This window comes from Paenibacillus glycinis, assembly GCF_009909185.1.
GTDB lineage: Bacteria > Bacillota > Bacilli > Paenibacillales > Paenibacillaceae > Paenibacillus_Z > Paenibacillus_Z glycinis.
Window position 1 is genome coordinate 126,417 of sequence record NZ_JAAAMV010000026.1, and the last position, 15,766, is coordinate 142,182.

Consider the following 15,766-nt stretch of genomic DNA (forward strand, 5'->3'; position numbering starts at 1 on the left):
GTTCCCGACAAACGCCGTTCGCCCTCCTTCACTCGTAAGCCGATCGATTCCGTCCGTCCAAAGCCGCGCCTTGAACAAAACGGACCGCAAGCCCATCGGCCAGTTTGCGGTCCGTTTTGAATTTCGCGGAATCGGATCGGCCTTGCCGAATCGTCAATCCGCCAGCATGAAGCGCTCGAGTTCGGCCAGCTTGTCCGCCGTGAACGGCCCCGAGTTGTCGAACTCGAGCACCGACGACGGCCGCAGCGGCCAGGCGATCGCGCGTCGGCGGAGGGAGCCGCGGAATTGCGGCCAATTGTCCAGCTTCCAGGCGTCGAGCGACGAGCCGCGCGCTTGGATCCGCTGCCGGTAATCGTCGTCGCCGGGCAGATAGACGGAGACGACCTTGACCGCGACGTCGCCGGTCGTCGCGCCGATGCGGGCAAGCTCGCGGTCGAGCCACGCCGGGTCGTCCGTCTCCTTGGTGAACGGGCCGATCGCGACGGCGTCCAGGCCGAGCGACAGCTGCTGCAGCGCGGCGTCCATGGTGATCCGGTACCCGAGATCGCGGCAGTGCGCCTTGTAGAAGGGCGAATCCCGATCCGCGGGATCCTTGCCGGCGAGCGTCATGATCACCTCCGCGGCGGGCCGCAGCAGCGTATCCATATCCAGGAACGCGCCGCCGTGCCGGCGAACCCATGCTTCCGCGAGCGTCGTTTTCCCCGCGCCGGCGGGGCCGATGAAGAAGAGAAGCTTGCGCATCGCGTACCTCCGGTGTGCGTTTTTAGTCGTATTGTAACACAGCTTCCGCGCGGGGTGGGAACTTGCGGACGGCAGCTATGATTCAGAAGCCTCCGGTGCTAGGCGGTATGGCGCTGGCTGCAGCGGCTGGCGGCGCCGCGTAACGCGCGAGCGGTTCCAAATACGTTCGTCGTATGAAGTCAATGATGATATAAAGCAAGGTCAACCGCGTCGAATGATTCCCCCTTCATGCGATATGCGCAAGAACGATCACAGGCAAATGTCGATTACCGGGCCAATCGGGTTTTTCCGCAGCGGCTCAGCATAAGCCTGGAACTGTAGCTCCATTCCCGTCGAATCGTCAGGCAGAGGCGGAGATACCACGTAATTGTACACATTGTGGCCGGACGAACTGCTGCCGATCGTCATCCTGCACTCGTACGTCTCGTCGATATGCAGCTCGTAGAAGTTTCTTCGGGATGCGCGATCGCTTCGGTCGTCGGTTTCCTCTTCCCGGTCGATCGTGAAACGAACGACGCTCGCGTTCGGATAGTGGTTGATAAAAGGCACGGCGTATAAAGAATTCTCCTGCTCGACGAATCGCGACACCAGCCTGCGCTTCACAGGGCCGGACGGCACTACGATAGGGCGGAGATGCTCCTCATTGTTCAGGAGACCGAATAATGATTTCAATAAATCTTCGTACAAACCGGTAGCGGCCGCCCACTCCGCAATATACGCGAAGGGCGGATAACCCGGGTTGTTGTCCGCAAGGTCCTTTCGCTGCCTCAGCAGCCAACACAGTTGCTCGTCGATATCCTTGACCCGTTCGTCGTAATACTCCGTCGGACGCACGTAGGGCATTCGTTTCATCGTCATCCTCCTCGGGTGAAGCTCTAATAACTCAAATAGTTCGATCGCTAGCTTAAGTATACCCCTTCGATAGAGGATGCAACGTAATTTTTCCCGAGAGCGGCATTTGCCGGAAACGAGGTTGGATAGGAGGAGGCGGTTAATGGCAGGTGCAGGAATTGCTGCAAAAGTACAGGAATTCGCATCGTGTTCCAGCCTTGAAGAGAAATTTCCTGCAAATATGCAGGAAATACATTGCAAATTAACCGCCCGTGCGGGTCGATGGACGGAAATGCTGCAGATTTGCAATATTCTCCCGATTGGCCGCTCTATCTCGGAAAAATGCTGCGGATTTGCAGTATTTCCGCGGATCACGGTTGCATTGCCGAGAATGTTGCTGGTCAGCAGCAATCTTCATCTCGGCTGCAGCAATGGAAAATTGCCCGTCGGCCGCATTCCCGCTCTTCACCTGAACGACAACAGGCAGAGGCTGCCTCGCGCCATCGGGATGATGCGCTGGACAGTCTCTGCCTAACGGCACCATCGGGGATGACGCTCGAGACAGCCTCTGCCTGACGGCGCCATCGGGGATGATGCGCGGGACAGCCTCTGTCTGACGGCGGGGCGGGTCAATGGCCTTTTTTTCGAATGCGTTTATGACGGTGCTCCGCCCATTCCTTCGCCTGCGAGGTCGCGATCGAGATCGCGCGTCCTTCTTCGTACCCGTCCTCCAGCAGCGCATTGGCAATGTCGATCGCTTTGTTGCGCACGGGAGCCAGGAAGTTCTTGAGCGATTCCGGATAATCGTCATGAGTCCACGGCATGGCAACGGCCTCCTTTGCAGCTGTTCTCAAGGTTCATTAGCCGAATCGCGAAGCTCCTAAACATCCGGCACGGAACAGAGGATTGGTCTGCCTTGCCCAGCCGCCGTCCGCCGTCCGCCGCCGCTCGCCGCCGCTGGCCGCCGTGCGGCGAGCCATCTTCCGCCATAAATTCGTTCTGCCAAAGGTTGTGGGGGGGAAGGTAACCTGAATCGTCTCGTATAGATCCCGGACGCGGGGGTCATTTGGTAAAGGACCGCCCCGCCTCGTTCAGCCCGCAATTGTAAAAGTTAGATGCGGAAATCAGCAACCATACCACATCCGAGTAAGAAATAAGCACAAAAATTAATAGCGCTTTCAAGCGGAAGGGGCGTACAATGGGAGTGTTGCTTCCGCGCTTCCGACCCGGGAAGCACTAGCGTTGCATGCCGCATCGATGGGTTGCCGTCGCGCCACGCGGAATACGCTCGCCGAAGCGCGGCGCCGAGCGAACGGCCATCCGCCGCGAGCCGCGTGGAACACGCTCGCCGAGGCGCGGCGCCGAGCGGACGGCCATCCGCCGCGAGCCGCGCGGAATACGCTCGCCGAAGCGCGGCGCCGAGCGAACGGCCATCCGCCGCGAGCCGCGTGGAACACGCTCGCCGAGGCGCGGCGCCGAGCGGACGGCCATCCGCCGCGAGCCGCGCGGAATACGCTCGCCGAGGCGCGGCGCCGAGCGAACGGCCATCCGCCGCGAGCCGCGCGGAACACGCTCGCCGAGGCGCGGCGCCGAGCGAACGGCAACCGCCGCGTGAGCCCGGGCCTGCGGCGAGCCGTATCCGAAGCATCCGCGCTGGGATGTCAGCGGCTCCGCGAAACCTGCCCGGAGCTGCCCGGCGAGCGGCAAGATCGATTGCCAAGCAAGCAACGGTCCCGTCGTCCGTTCGGCCAAGCCGGAGAAGCCTAAGAACACGAAGTCGATCAACAAACGGAAGCCGGCATCAAGCTTGGCGTTCCTTTTAACCGGAGAGGGGTACTCGTCATGATTTTCTCACCATCGCTGGATGCCATATTCAGCAAAACCGACCTGTCGTTCGCCGAACGCGTGCAGCGGACGGGGGAGCTGGGCTTCAAGGCTTTCGAATTCTGGGGCTGGGGCGATAAGGACCTGGACGCGCTTGCGGCCTTGAAGGACCGGCTCGGCCTGCGCGTCGGCTCGTTCTGCACGAAGCACGGCAACCTGGTCGACCCGTCGCAGCGCGGCGCGTATATCGGGGGCTTGATCGAAAGCATCGCGGCGGCGAAGAAGCTCGGCTGCGAATACTTGATCGCGACGGTCGGCAACGCCGTCGAAGGCGCATCGCGCGAAGCGCAGCATGACAGCATCGTGGACGGGCTGAAGGCGTCGGCGCCGTACCTGGAGGAAGCGGGCATTACGCTCGTGGTGGAACCGCTCAATGAGTTGGTCGACCATCGCGGCTATTATTTGGTCCGCACGGACGAAGCCTTCGCGATCATCGACAAGGTCGGCAGCAGCCGCGTGAAGGTGCTCTACGACGTCTACCACCAGCAGATTTCCGAAGGCAATCTGATCCCGACGATCAAGGCGAACATCGGCCGCATCGGCTATTTCCATATCGCCGACCACCCGGGACGCCACGAGATCGGCACGGGGGAGATTAACTATCGCAACGTGCTGAACGCGATCCGGGATGCGGGCTACGCCGGCTATGTCGGCTTGGAATATTTTCCGCTGCAGGGCGTCGACGAAGGATTGACGGCGTTTCTGAAGGAATTCGCCTGATCGCCAAATGCAAGCCATCGAAACTGCTTCCGGTCATGGGCCGGAGGCAGTTTTCCGTTTGTCCTGCCAACAGGCTAATCCACGAGAAGGATCCGTTTCCGCGGCTTTCCAGTCTTTGGCGGAATGAGGTAAATTAGGAGCAAAGGGGCGATGCCGGCATGAAAATCAAAGTGTTGATCGCGGACGACAATTCGTTTATCCGCGAAGGAATGCGCATCATTCTCAATACGTTCGAGGAATTCGAGGTGCTAGGCGCCGTCGAGGACGGGCAGGAAGCGGTCGAGTACTGCCGGACCAACGACGTGGACGTCGCGCTGCTGGACGTGCGGATGCCGAACATGAACGGCGTGGAGGCGACGCGGCTCATTACGCAGCACACCGCGACGAAGCCGCTCATCCTGACGACGTTCGACGACGACGAATATATCCTGGAGGCGGTCCGCTGCGGCGCGAAGGGCTACCTGCTGAAGAACAACGATCCCGAACGCATCCGCGATGCGATCAAGAGCGTCTATCACGGCAACAACGTCCTGCAGGACATCATTCTCGACAAGCTCAAATCCTCGATCGGCGCGGGGGCGCAGCCTGCCGAACCGGCCGCGCAGGCGCCCGCCGTCAGTCCGATCGATCTCAGCCCGTTCACCGAACGGGAGATCGAGGTCATGTCGCTCATCGCGAAGGGCTATGCCAATAAGGAGATTTCCAAGGAGCTGTTCATATCCGAAGGCACGACGGCGAATTACATCACGTCGATCCTGAATAAGACGGCCCTGGAGCACCGGACCCAGATCGCCATCTATTATTTGACGGGCAGGACCCGCTAGCCGCAGAGAAGGAGGCCCGTCCGCCGTGGAATTATGGACAGTCGGCAACAAAACGATCGTATGGATCTACGTCATCGCGCTCGCGTACTTCTCGCGCCCGGAAGCGCCGCGGCTGCTCGTGCTCTATTTTCTGCTTTATTTGGCGATCAACTTGATCATTCATATTGTGAAGCGGGAGCGGCTGAAGCAGGGGCTTATCGTGCTCGTGCTGGCTTACGTGCTGCTGTGCGGCGCTTACGTGAAGCCGGAATTCCTGCTGCTGCTGCCGCTTGGCTTCTTCGAGCTGGCTTCGTTCGTTCTTCGCAGGCAGCGCTTCGCGCTGGCGATCGTGCTTGCGCCGATGCTGTTCATGGCGTCAGGGCTGCTGGTGCATTACGGCTTCATCGCCGTGTTCAGCTTCTTTAACTACGCCATGATCAGGCGTTACATGAACCGGGTGAACGCGCAGGAGGACGAGCTGGAGCGCGCGCGGCGGCGCCAACGGGAGCTGGGCCGCCAATTGAACGACAACGCGGAATTCGCGCAGGCGAGCGAATACCTCGTGAAGCTCGAGGAACGCAACCGGCTCGCGCAGGAAATTCATGACGGCATCGGGCATTCCATCACCGGCGGGCTGATCCAGATGGAAGCCGCCAGATTGACGCTCCGGCGCGATCCGGACGGGGCGGAGGCGCTGCTGAACAACGCGATCGCCATCTCCAAGGAGGGCATCGAACAGATCCGCCGGACGCTCAAGGATATGAAGCCGCCCGTGGAGCAGCTCGGCCTCGGCCGGCTTCGCTCCGCCGTGGAAGCTTTCGGGGGCAAGTCGGACCTGCTGACGACGGTCGTGCATGAAGGAAGCATGGAAGCCATCACCCCGCTGCAGTGGAAGATCATTCACGAGAACGTGATGGAGGCGCTGACGAACGCGGCCAAGTATTCCGGCGCGTCCGCGGTCCACGTGGAGGTGCGGGTGCTGAACCGCTTCATCAAGGCCGTCGTCTCCGACAACGGGCAAGGCGCGGCCAAGGTGGTCAAAGGCATGGGGCTCATCGGCATGGAGGAACGAACGGCTACCGTGAGCGGTACGGTCACGGCCGACGGCGAGCGCGGATTCGTCGTCACGACGCTTATTCCGCGGACGGGCGGCGCTTAGCGACGCAAGTGGTTACGTAGAGGCAAGAGGCATGAGATTTTTCCTGCCCGAAGCGGGCCATTGCAGGAGGCGGCTTGAAGCGCGCCGTGAAAGAACCGCAAGCGAATATGAGATTTCCCACGGGGAAGGGATGAACTTATGCACTGACATAAGGGCATTCCTTTTTTTTATAATAAGGCCATGAAGGATGAACGGCCGGCGGTCAGCGCTCCAGCCGGTAGCCAATAGACGATCATACGAAAGCGAGTGAGCAAGAATGAACGTGCTGGATATACGCGGACTGACCAAGAAATTCGGCGATTTCGTCGCGGTGGACAACATTTCGTTCAAGGTGGGCGAGGGCGAGATCTTCGGATTCCTCGGCGCGAACGGGGCGGGCAAGAGCACGACGATCAACATGATCTGTTCGCTGCTGCAGCCGTCGGGCGGCGAGATTCGCATCCTGGACCGGGATATCAAAACCCAGAGCCGGTTTGCCAAGCAAAGCCTGGGCATCGTGCCGCAGGATCTGGCTATCTACGAGGACATGACGGCTTACGAGAACGTGAGTTTTTTTGCCGGGCTGTACGGTCTGCGCGGCGGGCAGCTGAAAGAACGCACGGAGGAAGCGCTCGCGTTCGTCGGGCTCGGCGACAAGGCGAAGAGCTTCCCGAAGACCTTCTCCGGCGGGATGAAGCGCCGCCTCAATATCGCCTGCGCCATCGCGCACAAGCCGAAGCTCATCATCATGGACGAACCGACCGTCGGCATCGATCCGCAGTCGCGCAATTACATCCTGGCGTCGGTCCGGAAGCTGAACGAATCGGGCTGCACGATCATCTATACGAGCCACTACATGGAGGAAGTCGAGGAGATCTGCTCGCGCATCGCCATCGTGGACCATGGCAAAATCATCGCCGAGGGCACGAAGGAGCAGCTGACGGCGACGGTTACGGACGTGAAGGACATCGTGATCGAGCTGAAGACCGCGACCGGCGGCGAAGCCGAGCGTCTGACCGGCCTTCCCGGGGTACGCAAGGCCTCTCAGGAAGAGAACGTCATTCGCATCCATAGCGACGCATCCGTCGATAACCTGAACCGCATCCTGAAGCGGCTGATGGAGGGCGATTCGGAGATCCGCGCGGTCGAGGAGCGGGAGCCGAACCTGGAGATGGTATTCCTGACGCTGACGGGCCGCAATTTAAGAGATTAAGAGGCGGGAAAGGAAGGAGGTACGCGCATGATTACATGGCTCATAACGGTCAAAGAAATCAAGCAGCATTTTCGCGATTTTCGAACGTTCATCTTTCTGCTCGGGTTTCCGATCGTGCTCATGCTCATCTTGGGCATTACGTTAACCAACGCCTTCAGCAGCGAGATGCAGCTGAACGACATCAAGGTATTGGTCCGCGATTCGAGCAGCGCGGGGTTATCGGAGGCGTTCAAGGCGTTCGAGAAGGAGCTCGGCGCTACGGGCATCGCGTTCGAGCAGCTGAAGCCGGGCGAGGACGGACGCAAGGCGATCGAAGACAATCGATACACGGCTTACGTCGAGGTGTCCGACGCCGGCATGTCGCAGTACGGCAGCAGCAGAAGCGCGATCGAAAGCAATATCGTGCAGGGCATGCTGAGCACGTTCGCGGACAAATACAACGCGGCGGCGGCCGTGACGCGGGACGGCGACCCGTCCAAAGCCGAGCTCGTATTCGCGAACGCCGGGAGCGGCGATTACGTGAAGGAGCTTTCCATTGCCGCCGACCGTTCGCCGGGCTCGATGGATTATTACGCGATGGCGATGACGGTCATGGTCGGCTTATGGGGCGCCATGTCCGTCGGGGGACTGATTCGCTCGGAGATCGTCAGGGGAACGGGCATCCGGCTGCTGTCCGCGCCGATCCGGCGCGGCGAGATCTACGTCGGCAAAGTTCTGGGCAACGTCGTGGCCAATACGCTCTGCATTCTGGCCATCGTCTTCTTCAGCAAGTGGGTGTTCAACGCCTATTGGGGCGCGCATCTCCCGGTCGTCTTCGCGGTCCTCGTCTCGGAGGTCATCATGGCGACAAGCTTCGGCATCGCGGCCAACGAATTGGTCAAAGGCGGAGGCGGGCGCGCGCTGGTCATGCTGGTCGTGCAGCTGACTTCGTTCATCGGGGGCGCCTACTTCCCCGTCGACGATTCGGGCGTCATGGGACTCGTCTCGTGGCTGTCGCCGATCCGATGGGGCAACGAGGCGTTGACCAACATCGTGTACGGCTGCAATCTGGCGGCCGCTTGGCCGGCGATCGGGCTGTATCTCGGCGCGGCGCTGCTGCTGCTGCTCGCGACGGCAAGCATGCGCCGGAATAAGGAGGGCTTCTGATATGCGGAAGGAATTATGGTTTCTCGTGCGGACGACGTTGCGGCGGATATTCCGGAATCGATCCAATTGGCTCATCTATCTCGGACTTCCGGTCGCCGGCGTCGTGCTGGCAACGGTGCTGTACGGGTCGACCGGGCAGCCCGATCTTCAGGTCGGCATCGTCAACGGCGACGGCAATGCCCGGGTGGCGGCGGATACCGTGCAATTCCTGGGCAAGCTGGATCATGTCAAGTTCGCGAACGTCACGGAGAGCGAGCTTCGGGAGCAGCTGGCAGACGGCAAGCTGGACACCGGACTGATCCTGTCGGCGGGCTACTCCGACAGCGTCATGGCGGGCAAGCCGGACCATATCGCGCTGCACTCCGTCAAAGGCGCGACCGTGACCGCGTATTTCAAATCCATGCTGTCCAGCTACGTCGACAACGTCAGCGCCATGGCGCGGATCGCGAACGGCGATACCGCGACATTCGACCGCCTCTACGGGCAATACAGCGGCGCAGGCTTCAAGCTGACGGCGCAATCGGTCAACGATACGTCCAACACGAAAGAAATGTCCACCCAGTCGATCGGCTTCCTCCTCATGTTCATGCTGACGTCGGCAGGCAGCCTGTCGGAGCTGATTCTCAAAAACCGGGAGAACCGGACTTACTTCCGCATCGTGTCATCCCCGATCTCGGCGAAGGTATACGTGCTCTCGAATATAATCGTGAATCTGATCGTCATGGCGGGCCAGATTCTCATCGCGCTCTTCTTCATGCGGGTCGTCTTCCACTTGAGCGCGGGCGTGCCGTTCGCAACCATGTTCGGCCTGCTGGCACTGTTCGCCCTCGTGGCGGTAAGCCTGTCCCTCGCGGTCGTCTCGTTCGCCAAAAGCTCGAGCGCGGCAGGCGCCATGCAGAACTTTATCGTGACGCCGAGCTGCCTCGTGGCCGGCTGCTTCTTCCCGGCGTCCGTGATGCCGGAATTCATGCAGCGCGTCTCCGATTTTCTGCCGCAAAGCTGGCTGCTGGCCGCGCTCGGCAAGCTGCAGGCGAACGGCGGACTGGCCGATATCGGGCTGAATTTCGCGGTGCTGCTCGCGTTCGCGGCCGTGTTCTTCCTGATCGCGGTCTACAAGTTCGGACGCAGCGACGATACGCGGAATTTCGTGTAGCATCGAAACGGACGGCGACGTGCCGCCGCCATCGTTCAATGAAGGCTCCTGCTTCAAGCGGGAGCCCTTTTTGCCTGTTAACTGCGGCGATGCGGCCCCTGTCACCTGGCAGCGGCGCAGGGCGCGACCTTTCGGCGGCGGCGCCGTTCAAGATTGGACGTGTCGCGATACCGCGGCGCTCGTCCGCGCTCCGCTCCAAAGCCGGGAAACTCCGAGCCGCTTGGGCGATCCGGCGCAGCTAAGCTAAAATGTTGCCAGCATAGCCCGCCCCCGTTCGGCTAACGCTACATATGGGCCGCATCGTTACGGTCAATGATGAAACGGAGGATGAGAGGATGCAGCGAAAGTGGGCAATGCTTGCAGCCGGGGCGATGTTATCCACAATGCTTACGGGCTGTATGGAAAATCACGGCGAGCTTGGCAATCGCAACATTCGTGGCAACAGCGTCTCGTACGACATGAACGGCAACCGGATTTTGAATACCCGCTTTGCCAACGATCAAATGAACGAGATGAACCGCGTCGACGGCCATCGGCTGAACAGCAACAACCTGGTGGGCTTGCACAAAAACTATCGCTTGGAAATGAGCGAAGCGATGGCCGATCGCATCTCGGGCATCAAAGGCGTGGGCAAAGCCTATGTCATGCTGACCGACGACAACGCGTACGTGGCCGTGTCGCTCAAGGACGACGCCGGGAAAAAGGGCGCAAACGCGATGAGCCTGTCCGCGCCGGCGCCGATCGGCAGGACGCAGCAGGCTTACATGCGGCCGTATAACATGAAGTCGACCAACGCGCATGCGCTGAATACGCACCGAACGCGGGCAAGCTCGATCGCGACGCCGAACATGCATCTTGCCAGCACGAAGAACACGTACGGCATGAACGGCATGATCGGGACGAGCAGCACCTACGGCACGAACGGCATGTACGGGACGAGCGGCACGAGCATGTATGGAACCGCAGGGGCGAAAGGCCCGCATATGAAATCGCAGGGGCTGGCCAACGGCAAGCAAAGCAGCTCCTTCCACAACGTATCGAACGGCATGAAGAACATGTCGCTCGGCATGAACGCCAACAGCTACTTGCGCGGACCGTCGAAAAACTATGTCAGCAGCAACCGCAATAATATCAACGGCCTGACGACCCGTCATCCCAACGGCATAACGAATATGTCCAGGAATACGGCGAGAGGGCTGAATAATTTATCCACGGATGTAACCGGCACGACCAACCTGTCCCGCACGATGAATAGAGGAACGAATGCCCTCTACAGGGACGCGAGCGACGTCACCCGAGGCACGGCGAACCTGGGCCGGGACGCGGCCAGGGGCACGATGGATCTGGGGCGGGATGTTTCCCGGGGCATGCGCGATTTGGCCAGAGGCACCGGCGACGTGCTTCGCGGCGCCGTCAATCTGCCGCGCGACGTGGCCAGAGGCACGGTAGACCTTGGCCGCGATGTCGCCAGGGGCACGACGGATCTCGGCAGAGACGTCGCCAGAGGCACGACGGACGTAACCCGCGACACCGCGAGAGGCATGTCGAGCTTGTCCACGGGCATGCCGAGAGGCGCGGACGGCATGACTCGGACGGTCATGCCGTATGCCGCCGGCCGGATGGCCGCAGACAGCGACGTGACAACGGCGATGAAGGCGCAAATCGCGAGCGAAGTCAAGAAAATGTCGCCGTCGATCAAAAACGTCTACGTGTCGGCCAATCCCGACTTCGTCGACCGCATGGGCGCTTACATGGCGGACGTGAAGGCAGGCCATCCGATTCAAGGCTTCATCGCGGAATTCAACGCCATGGTCGACCGGATCTTCCCGACCCGATCCCGGCCGTAATGTCGGCGAGCGGCATCATTTCTTAAGATGATCCAATAACGGGCAGCCGATTCATGGTTTCAGCATGAATTCGGCTGCCTGTTTCATCTTGCTTCGCCGGACGCGTTCCGACTCGTCGAATCGTTTGCTTGTCGGCAGTCAGTCCGTCACCATCGAAGAACAGAACTGGCTGAAGCTCGCGCCCATCTTCTTCTTGAACATCCTCCCGAACGTATGCACGTCGGCGTAACCGACTTGGCCGGCGATTTCGCCGATCGACATATTCGTTTGGATGCCGAGTTCCTTGGCGCGCTCGATGCGGACGCGCGTCAAATATTCGAACGGCGTCATGCCGAAGGCTTTCCGAAATTTCAAAATAATGTAATTGCGGCTGAGGCCGGATAATTCCTCGAGCTCGCGATGCCGGATGTCGCGATCGAAGTTGTCCGCGATGTAGTTGCGGATCAGCACCATTTTCGTTTTGATTTTCTGTTGGCCGCGGGTCTGCGCTTCCTGCTCCTGCTTCCAGTTCGCGACCTCGCTCAGGATCTGCATCAATAGCCCTTGGCACAAGGCATGGTGCGCCAATCCGGGCTGGTGGTAATGCGTGATGAGCTGCGTAAGTAATTTCTCGACGTCATGGCCGGCATAATTGCCGAGGTACCGGTCCGGGCCGAGCAGCTGTTCCACGGGATATGGGATATCCCCGAAATCGAACAGGATGGAGATGCAGATGTACTTCTCTTCGGGGAACGTGCGCACTTCATGCACCTGCGCAGGCGAATGGTAAATCAAATCCCCGCGTCTCGTCAGGATGACCCTTCCTTCGATCTCGTATTCGGCCGCGCCTTCGACGACGTATTGGAATTGATAGCTCGAGAGCACCCGGCTCGAGATGCCCCATAACCGCGGCGCATGGAACAAATGGGCAAGCGTGACATACGGCGGATGAAAATACAGATTCGCCGCGTGCTCCGGCAGCGGTACGAGGCCGGCTCCCGACATGATCGCCAACCTCCTTTTATGCGATATTCCTGTGTATGTATACGTTCTCACAGCTGTGTGATAGAAGCAACCTCTTTGTTACTTTCGGCTAAATACAAAGCCGCGCGCGCTCGTTATACTTACGAATATGAAGGTAATATTCGAGGCAAGGGAGCGATTGCAATGGGGTCGACGGATGCGGATATTTTGGTGGCGGACGCGCGTGCGCAGGATTGCATCACGGAGGAACAGGCGCAATATTTCTTGGATAACGGCTTTCTGGTGATCCGCGGCGCGTTGGCCGGCGAGGAGCTGGCGACGGTGCAGCGGGAGATGCGCGCGCTCTACGACAAGGGAGCGGCAGGGGTGGAGAACGATCCGGATTTTATGTACGGCATCGGTGTGAAATCAGGCCAACCGGTTCTGCGGCGCATCGAATACGTCATTGACAAGAGCGACCCCATGAAGGCGCTGCTCGGCCATCCGTTCATTCTGCGCTCGGTCGAGAAGCTTCAAGGGCGCAATTTCATCCCGACCTGGGATTCCATGGTCCTGAAGGCGCCGGACGAGGGCGTTATCGTCCCGTGGCACCGCGATGCGGCCGTCCCGGAGGGCTGCACGGACGCGCGCCCGATCTTCAATGTCGATTTTTACTTGGACGAGGCTGACTTGTCGACCTGCCTCTGGGTCATCCCGGGCAGCAACAAATGGACGAAGGCCGAATCGAACGCGCGCTGCGCCCGGCCCGGCTTCACGACGGAGGACGCCGTTCCGGTGCCGATGCGGCCCGGCGACGTGATCTTCCACAACATCGAGGTGCTGCACGGCTCGCCCGCGGGCGACGGGAATCCGCTGCGCCGAACCGTCTACTACGAATTCCGTCCCGGGGAGATCGAAGCGGGGTTCGGACCGCACACGCTGGAGTATCTGACGCGGAAGCAGCATGTGCTGCTGGATTGCATCGAGCGGCGCAAAGCCGCCGCTTACGCGCAGTACGAGACGCCGTTCCGCTACCGGCCGCAGGGCGCGTTCGCGGTGCATGCGCCGATGCGGCCGGAGCAGTACCGGTATCCGCATGAAGCCTATTGGCGAAGATAGCCTGCATCCCGTTCCGACCGCGATCCCGGAGGGATCGCGGTCCTTTTTGTGCGCGTCCGGCATAGGCTGCAGGTAACCGGAAGCCGCCGCAAGACGTCAAAAAACCTTCTGGCACCAATTCCGTCCGAGAACGGAATTACTGCGAGAAGGCTGAGCAAGGTATGCGGTGAGCAGGAAGTCAAATTTTTAATTCCCCAAGCTTTATAAGCTCGACAACCGCTTGTGAACGACCTTTAACGTTCAACTTTTGCATGACGTTGGAAATGTGGTTTCGAACGGTTTTCTCGCTGATGAACAGCTGCTGAGCAATATCTCTAGTCGTTTTATCCTGTACCAGCAGCTCGAAAACCTCGCGTTCACGATGAGTTAATAAGAACTTGCTCTTCTGGTCGCTACCCATTAATTTTGTCACCCCTCCTTGCTCGGGTTTTTATGGTTTAACAAGGTTAAGGGATACAGTCAAAGTATCATATGAAAGGGCAAATGCTGTGGTGCGGTTATCTGTAAAAATGGGCGGGTATTTGCCGCGCGGGGGCATTTGGAGGCGAACAAGCGCACGTTCATGCGACAGCGCGCGGGAAGGCGCCGAACTCGCGGCGAGATTCAAGGACGGCTAATGCCGGGGAAGGAAGAGGAGGAGCGGCGCCGCGCAGGGACGGGAAAGACCGGTCCCCGCAGGCCGCCGCGGATGGAAGACAAACTGTCGCAACCTCACGAATTCCAAGTAACGAGAGGATGAACGCCGATGAAATTTTTCCTGGACACCGCGAACGTGGACGAAATCAAACGGGTCGCCCGGCTCGGGCTGGTCGACGGCATCACGACGAATCCGTCGCTGATCGCGAAGGAAGGACGCGACTTCAAGGAGGTCATTCAGGAGATCTGCTCCGTCGTCGCTGGCCCGGTCAGCGCCGAGGTCATCGGCACGAAGGCCGAGGACATGCTGCGGGAAGCCTACGAGCTGGCGCAGTGGGCGCCGAACGTCGTCGTCAAGCTGCCGATGACCGAGGATGGCCTGTACGCGTGCAACGAGCTTTCCCGCAAGGGCATCCGGACCAACGTCACCTTGGTCTTCTCCGCCGCCCAGGGCTTGATGGCGGCCAAGGCCGGCGCGACGTACGTCAGCCCGTTCATCGGCCGTCTCGACGACATCGCCGCGGACGGCATGCGGCTCGTGCGCGATCTGAAGACGATTCTCGACAACTACGGCTTCGTGACGGAGATCATCTCCGCGAGCATCCGGGGCATCGGCCACGTGGAGCAGGCCGCGCTGGCCGGCGCGCATATCGCGACGATACCGGACAGCCTGCTGCCGGCGCTGTGGAAGCATCCGCTGACGGATGCCGGCATCGAGAAGTTCCTGAGCGACTGGAACAAGGCGCAGGCAAAGCAATAGCCGGACAGCCGCAACGGCAAAAAGGACGCGATCGCGAATCAGGCATTGCAGCCTAATCCGCGAAAGCGTCCTTTTCGTATGACTGGATTTTATTAGGCGAAGAACAACCGGTCGTAATACTGCACGAACTTCGCTTTGACCTCCTCGACGGAGCAGCCGCGGTCCTTCGTCAGATAGAAGAAGGTGCTTGGATTGAACGAGGCCGTCGCCGTGAAGGCGGCGAATTCGGTATCGAAGGGAGGCGTTTCCCCTTTGACTACCGCCTCGTCCAAGATCGCCTTCAGCATGCCGGTGACGTAGAGGAACGGATCCGACTCGAAGACGCTCGTCCGGTCTTCCGCGCACCATTCCGACGGCTTGATCGCGTTCAGCCATTCGATCTCGCGGGAGACGTAATCGATCGCGAGGGAGACGAAGCCTTCCAGCTTTCCGCGGGCGGAGCGGCCTGCCGCCTCCGCGAGATAGCGTTCGACGCTGCTCGTGAACCGGCTGAAGCTGTCCGTCAGCAGTTCCAGGCACAGCTCGGCTTTCGAAGAGTAGCGTCTATATAAAGTGCCTTGGCCGACGCCGGCGGATTTGGCGATCTGATGCATGCTGACGCCCTCGACGCCGTATTCGTGAAACAACTGGGATGCGGTGTCGAGAATGATTTCGCGGTGTCTGGCGGCGTCCTTCCGTTCATTGCGCTGTTGCATGAGCGATGACCCCCCTGTTTTATATCGCAACTTTACAACGTCTTTCATTGACAATAGGCGTGTTGTTAGGTAAGCTGTAAATAAGTAAGCGGACAATTGTCCATTTAAAAATAACCGCAAGGCGACAACTATCCTGCT

The 15,766-nt window shown here is 60.0% G+C and carries 16 protein-coding genes and 1 pseudogene; 10 read left to right on the forward strand and 7 right to left on the reverse strand.

Annotation, left to right across the window (positions count from 1 at the left end):
• Positions 1 to 153: 153 nt before the first annotated feature.
• The gene (locus tag GT019_RS25870; protein WP_161746334.1) at positions 154 to 741 is read right to left on the reverse strand and encodes an AAA family ATPase; all 588 of its coding nucleotides are present in this window, start codon (positions 739 to 741) and stop codon (positions 154 to 156) included.
• A gap of 249 nt (positions 742 to 990) precedes the next feature.
• Positions 991 to 1,593 (reverse strand): hypothetical protein, encoded by a 603-nt coding sequence (locus tag GT019_RS25875; RefSeq protein WP_161746335.1) that lies wholly within the window; start codon positions 1,591 to 1,593, stop codon positions 991 to 993.
• 142 nt (positions 1,594 to 1,735) lie between these two features.
• On the opposite strand from GT019_RS25875, the gene GT019_RS25880 reads away from it, so the two are divergent.
• Positions 1,736 to 2,107, forward strand: coding sequence for a hypothetical protein (locus GT019_RS25880; protein WP_161746336.1), 372 nt, complete (start codon positions 1,736 to 1,738; stop codon positions 2,105 to 2,107).
• Between the two features lie 127 nt (positions 2,108 to 2,234).
• Here the strand turns inward: GT019_RS25880 and GT019_RS25885 are convergent.
• A pseudogene (locus GT019_RS25885) lies at positions 2,235 to 2,396 on the reverse strand (DUF2188 domain-containing protein); the annotation flags it as partial.
• Positions 2,397 to 2,808: 412 nt separating this feature from the next.
• The gene (locus GT019_RS25890) at positions 2,809 to 3,357 is read right to left on the reverse strand and encodes a hypothetical protein (RefSeq protein ID WP_161746338.1); all 549 of its coding nucleotides are present in this window, start codon (positions 3,355 to 3,357) and stop codon (positions 2,809 to 2,811) included.
• A 57-nt stretch (positions 3,358 to 3,414) separates the two neighbouring features.
• On the opposite strand from GT019_RS25890, the gene GT019_RS25895 reads away from it, so the two are divergent.
• The 7 genes from GT019_RS25895 (at position 3,415) to GT019_RS25925 (ending at position 11,476) form a co-directional block, all read left to right on the forward strand.
• Positions 3,415 to 4,176 carry a hydroxypyruvate isomerase family protein gene (locus GT019_RS25895; RefSeq protein ID WP_161746339.1) on the forward strand — a complete coding sequence of 254 codons (762 nt, stop codon included), beginning with the start codon at positions 3,415 to 3,417 and terminating at the stop codon, positions 4,174 to 4,176.
• A 158-nt stretch (positions 4,177 to 4,334) separates the two neighbouring features.
• A complete protein-coding gene (locus GT019_RS25900; RefSeq protein WP_161746340.1) occupies positions 4,335 to 5,000 on the forward strand; it encodes a response regulator transcription factor in 666 nt (221 codons plus the stop codon).
• A 25-nt stretch (positions 5,001 to 5,025) separates the two neighbouring features.
• Positions 5,026 to 6,138: a sensor histidine kinase gene (locus tag GT019_RS32545; protein WP_161746341.1), complete on the forward strand. Its 1,113-nt coding sequence runs from the start codon at positions 5,026 to 5,028 to the stop codon at positions 6,136 to 6,138.
• 256 nt (positions 6,139 to 6,394) lie between these two features.
• Entirely contained in the window at positions 6,395 to 7,330 is a 936-nt protein-coding gene (locus tag GT019_RS25910; RefSeq protein ID WP_161746342.1) for an ABC transporter ATP-binding protein, read from the forward strand.
• A 27-nt stretch (positions 7,331 to 7,357) separates the two neighbouring features.
• Positions 7,358 to 8,476, forward strand: a complete 1,119-nt coding sequence (locus GT019_RS25915; protein ID WP_161746343.1) for an ABC transporter permease — start codon at positions 7,358 to 7,360, stop codon at positions 8,474 to 8,476.
• A gap of 1 nt (position 8,477) precedes the next feature.
• A complete protein-coding gene (locus tag GT019_RS25920) occupies positions 8,478 to 9,629 on the forward strand; it encodes an ABC transporter permease (protein ID WP_161746344.1) in 1,152 nt (383 codons plus the stop codon).
• A 335-nt stretch (positions 9,630 to 9,964) separates the two neighbouring features.
• Positions 9,965 to 11,476, forward strand: a complete 1,512-nt coding sequence (locus tag GT019_RS25925; RefSeq protein WP_161746345.1) for a YhcN/YlaJ family sporulation lipoprotein — start codon at positions 9,965 to 9,967, stop codon at positions 11,474 to 11,476.
• A gap of 138 nt (positions 11,477 to 11,614) precedes the next feature.
• On the opposite strand, the gene GT019_RS25930 is transcribed toward GT019_RS25925, so the two are convergent.
• Complete coding sequence (locus tag GT019_RS25930) at positions 11,615 to 12,460, reverse strand: helix-turn-helix transcriptional regulator (RefSeq protein WP_161746346.1); 846 nt, start codon at positions 12,458 to 12,460, stop codon at positions 11,615 to 11,617.
• A gap of 162 nt (positions 12,461 to 12,622) precedes the next feature.
• Between GT019_RS25930 and GT019_RS25935 the strand changes: the two genes are divergently transcribed.
• Positions 12,623 to 13,537 carry a phytanoyl-CoA dioxygenase family protein gene (locus tag GT019_RS25935; RefSeq protein WP_161746347.1) on the forward strand — a complete coding sequence of 305 codons (915 nt, stop codon included), beginning with the start codon at positions 12,623 to 12,625 and terminating at the stop codon, positions 13,535 to 13,537.
• 178 nt (positions 13,538 to 13,715) lie between these two features.
• On the opposite strand, the gene GT019_RS25940 is transcribed toward GT019_RS25935, so the two are convergent.
• The gene (locus GT019_RS25940) at positions 13,716 to 13,937 is read right to left on the reverse strand and encodes a helix-turn-helix domain-containing protein (protein ID WP_090641524.1); all 222 of its coding nucleotides are present in this window, start codon (positions 13,935 to 13,937) and stop codon (positions 13,716 to 13,718) included.
• Positions 13,938 to 14,282: 345 nt separating this feature from the next.
• Here GT019_RS25940 and fsa point away from each other — a divergent pair, with 345 nt between their 5' ends.
• The gene (gene fsa, locus GT019_RS25945) at positions 14,283 to 14,933 is read left to right on the forward strand and encodes a fructose-6-phosphate aldolase (RefSeq protein WP_161746348.1); all 651 of its coding nucleotides are present in this window, start codon (positions 14,283 to 14,285) and stop codon (positions 14,931 to 14,933) included.
• Between the two features lie 92 nt (positions 14,934 to 15,025).
• On the opposite strand, the gene GT019_RS25950 is transcribed toward fsa, so the two are convergent.
• Positions 15,026 to 15,628, reverse strand: coding sequence for a TetR/AcrR family transcriptional regulator (locus tag GT019_RS25950; RefSeq protein ID WP_161746349.1), 603 nt, complete (start codon positions 15,626 to 15,628; stop codon positions 15,026 to 15,028).
• Between the last annotated feature and the right edge of the window lie 138 nt (positions 15,629 to 15,766).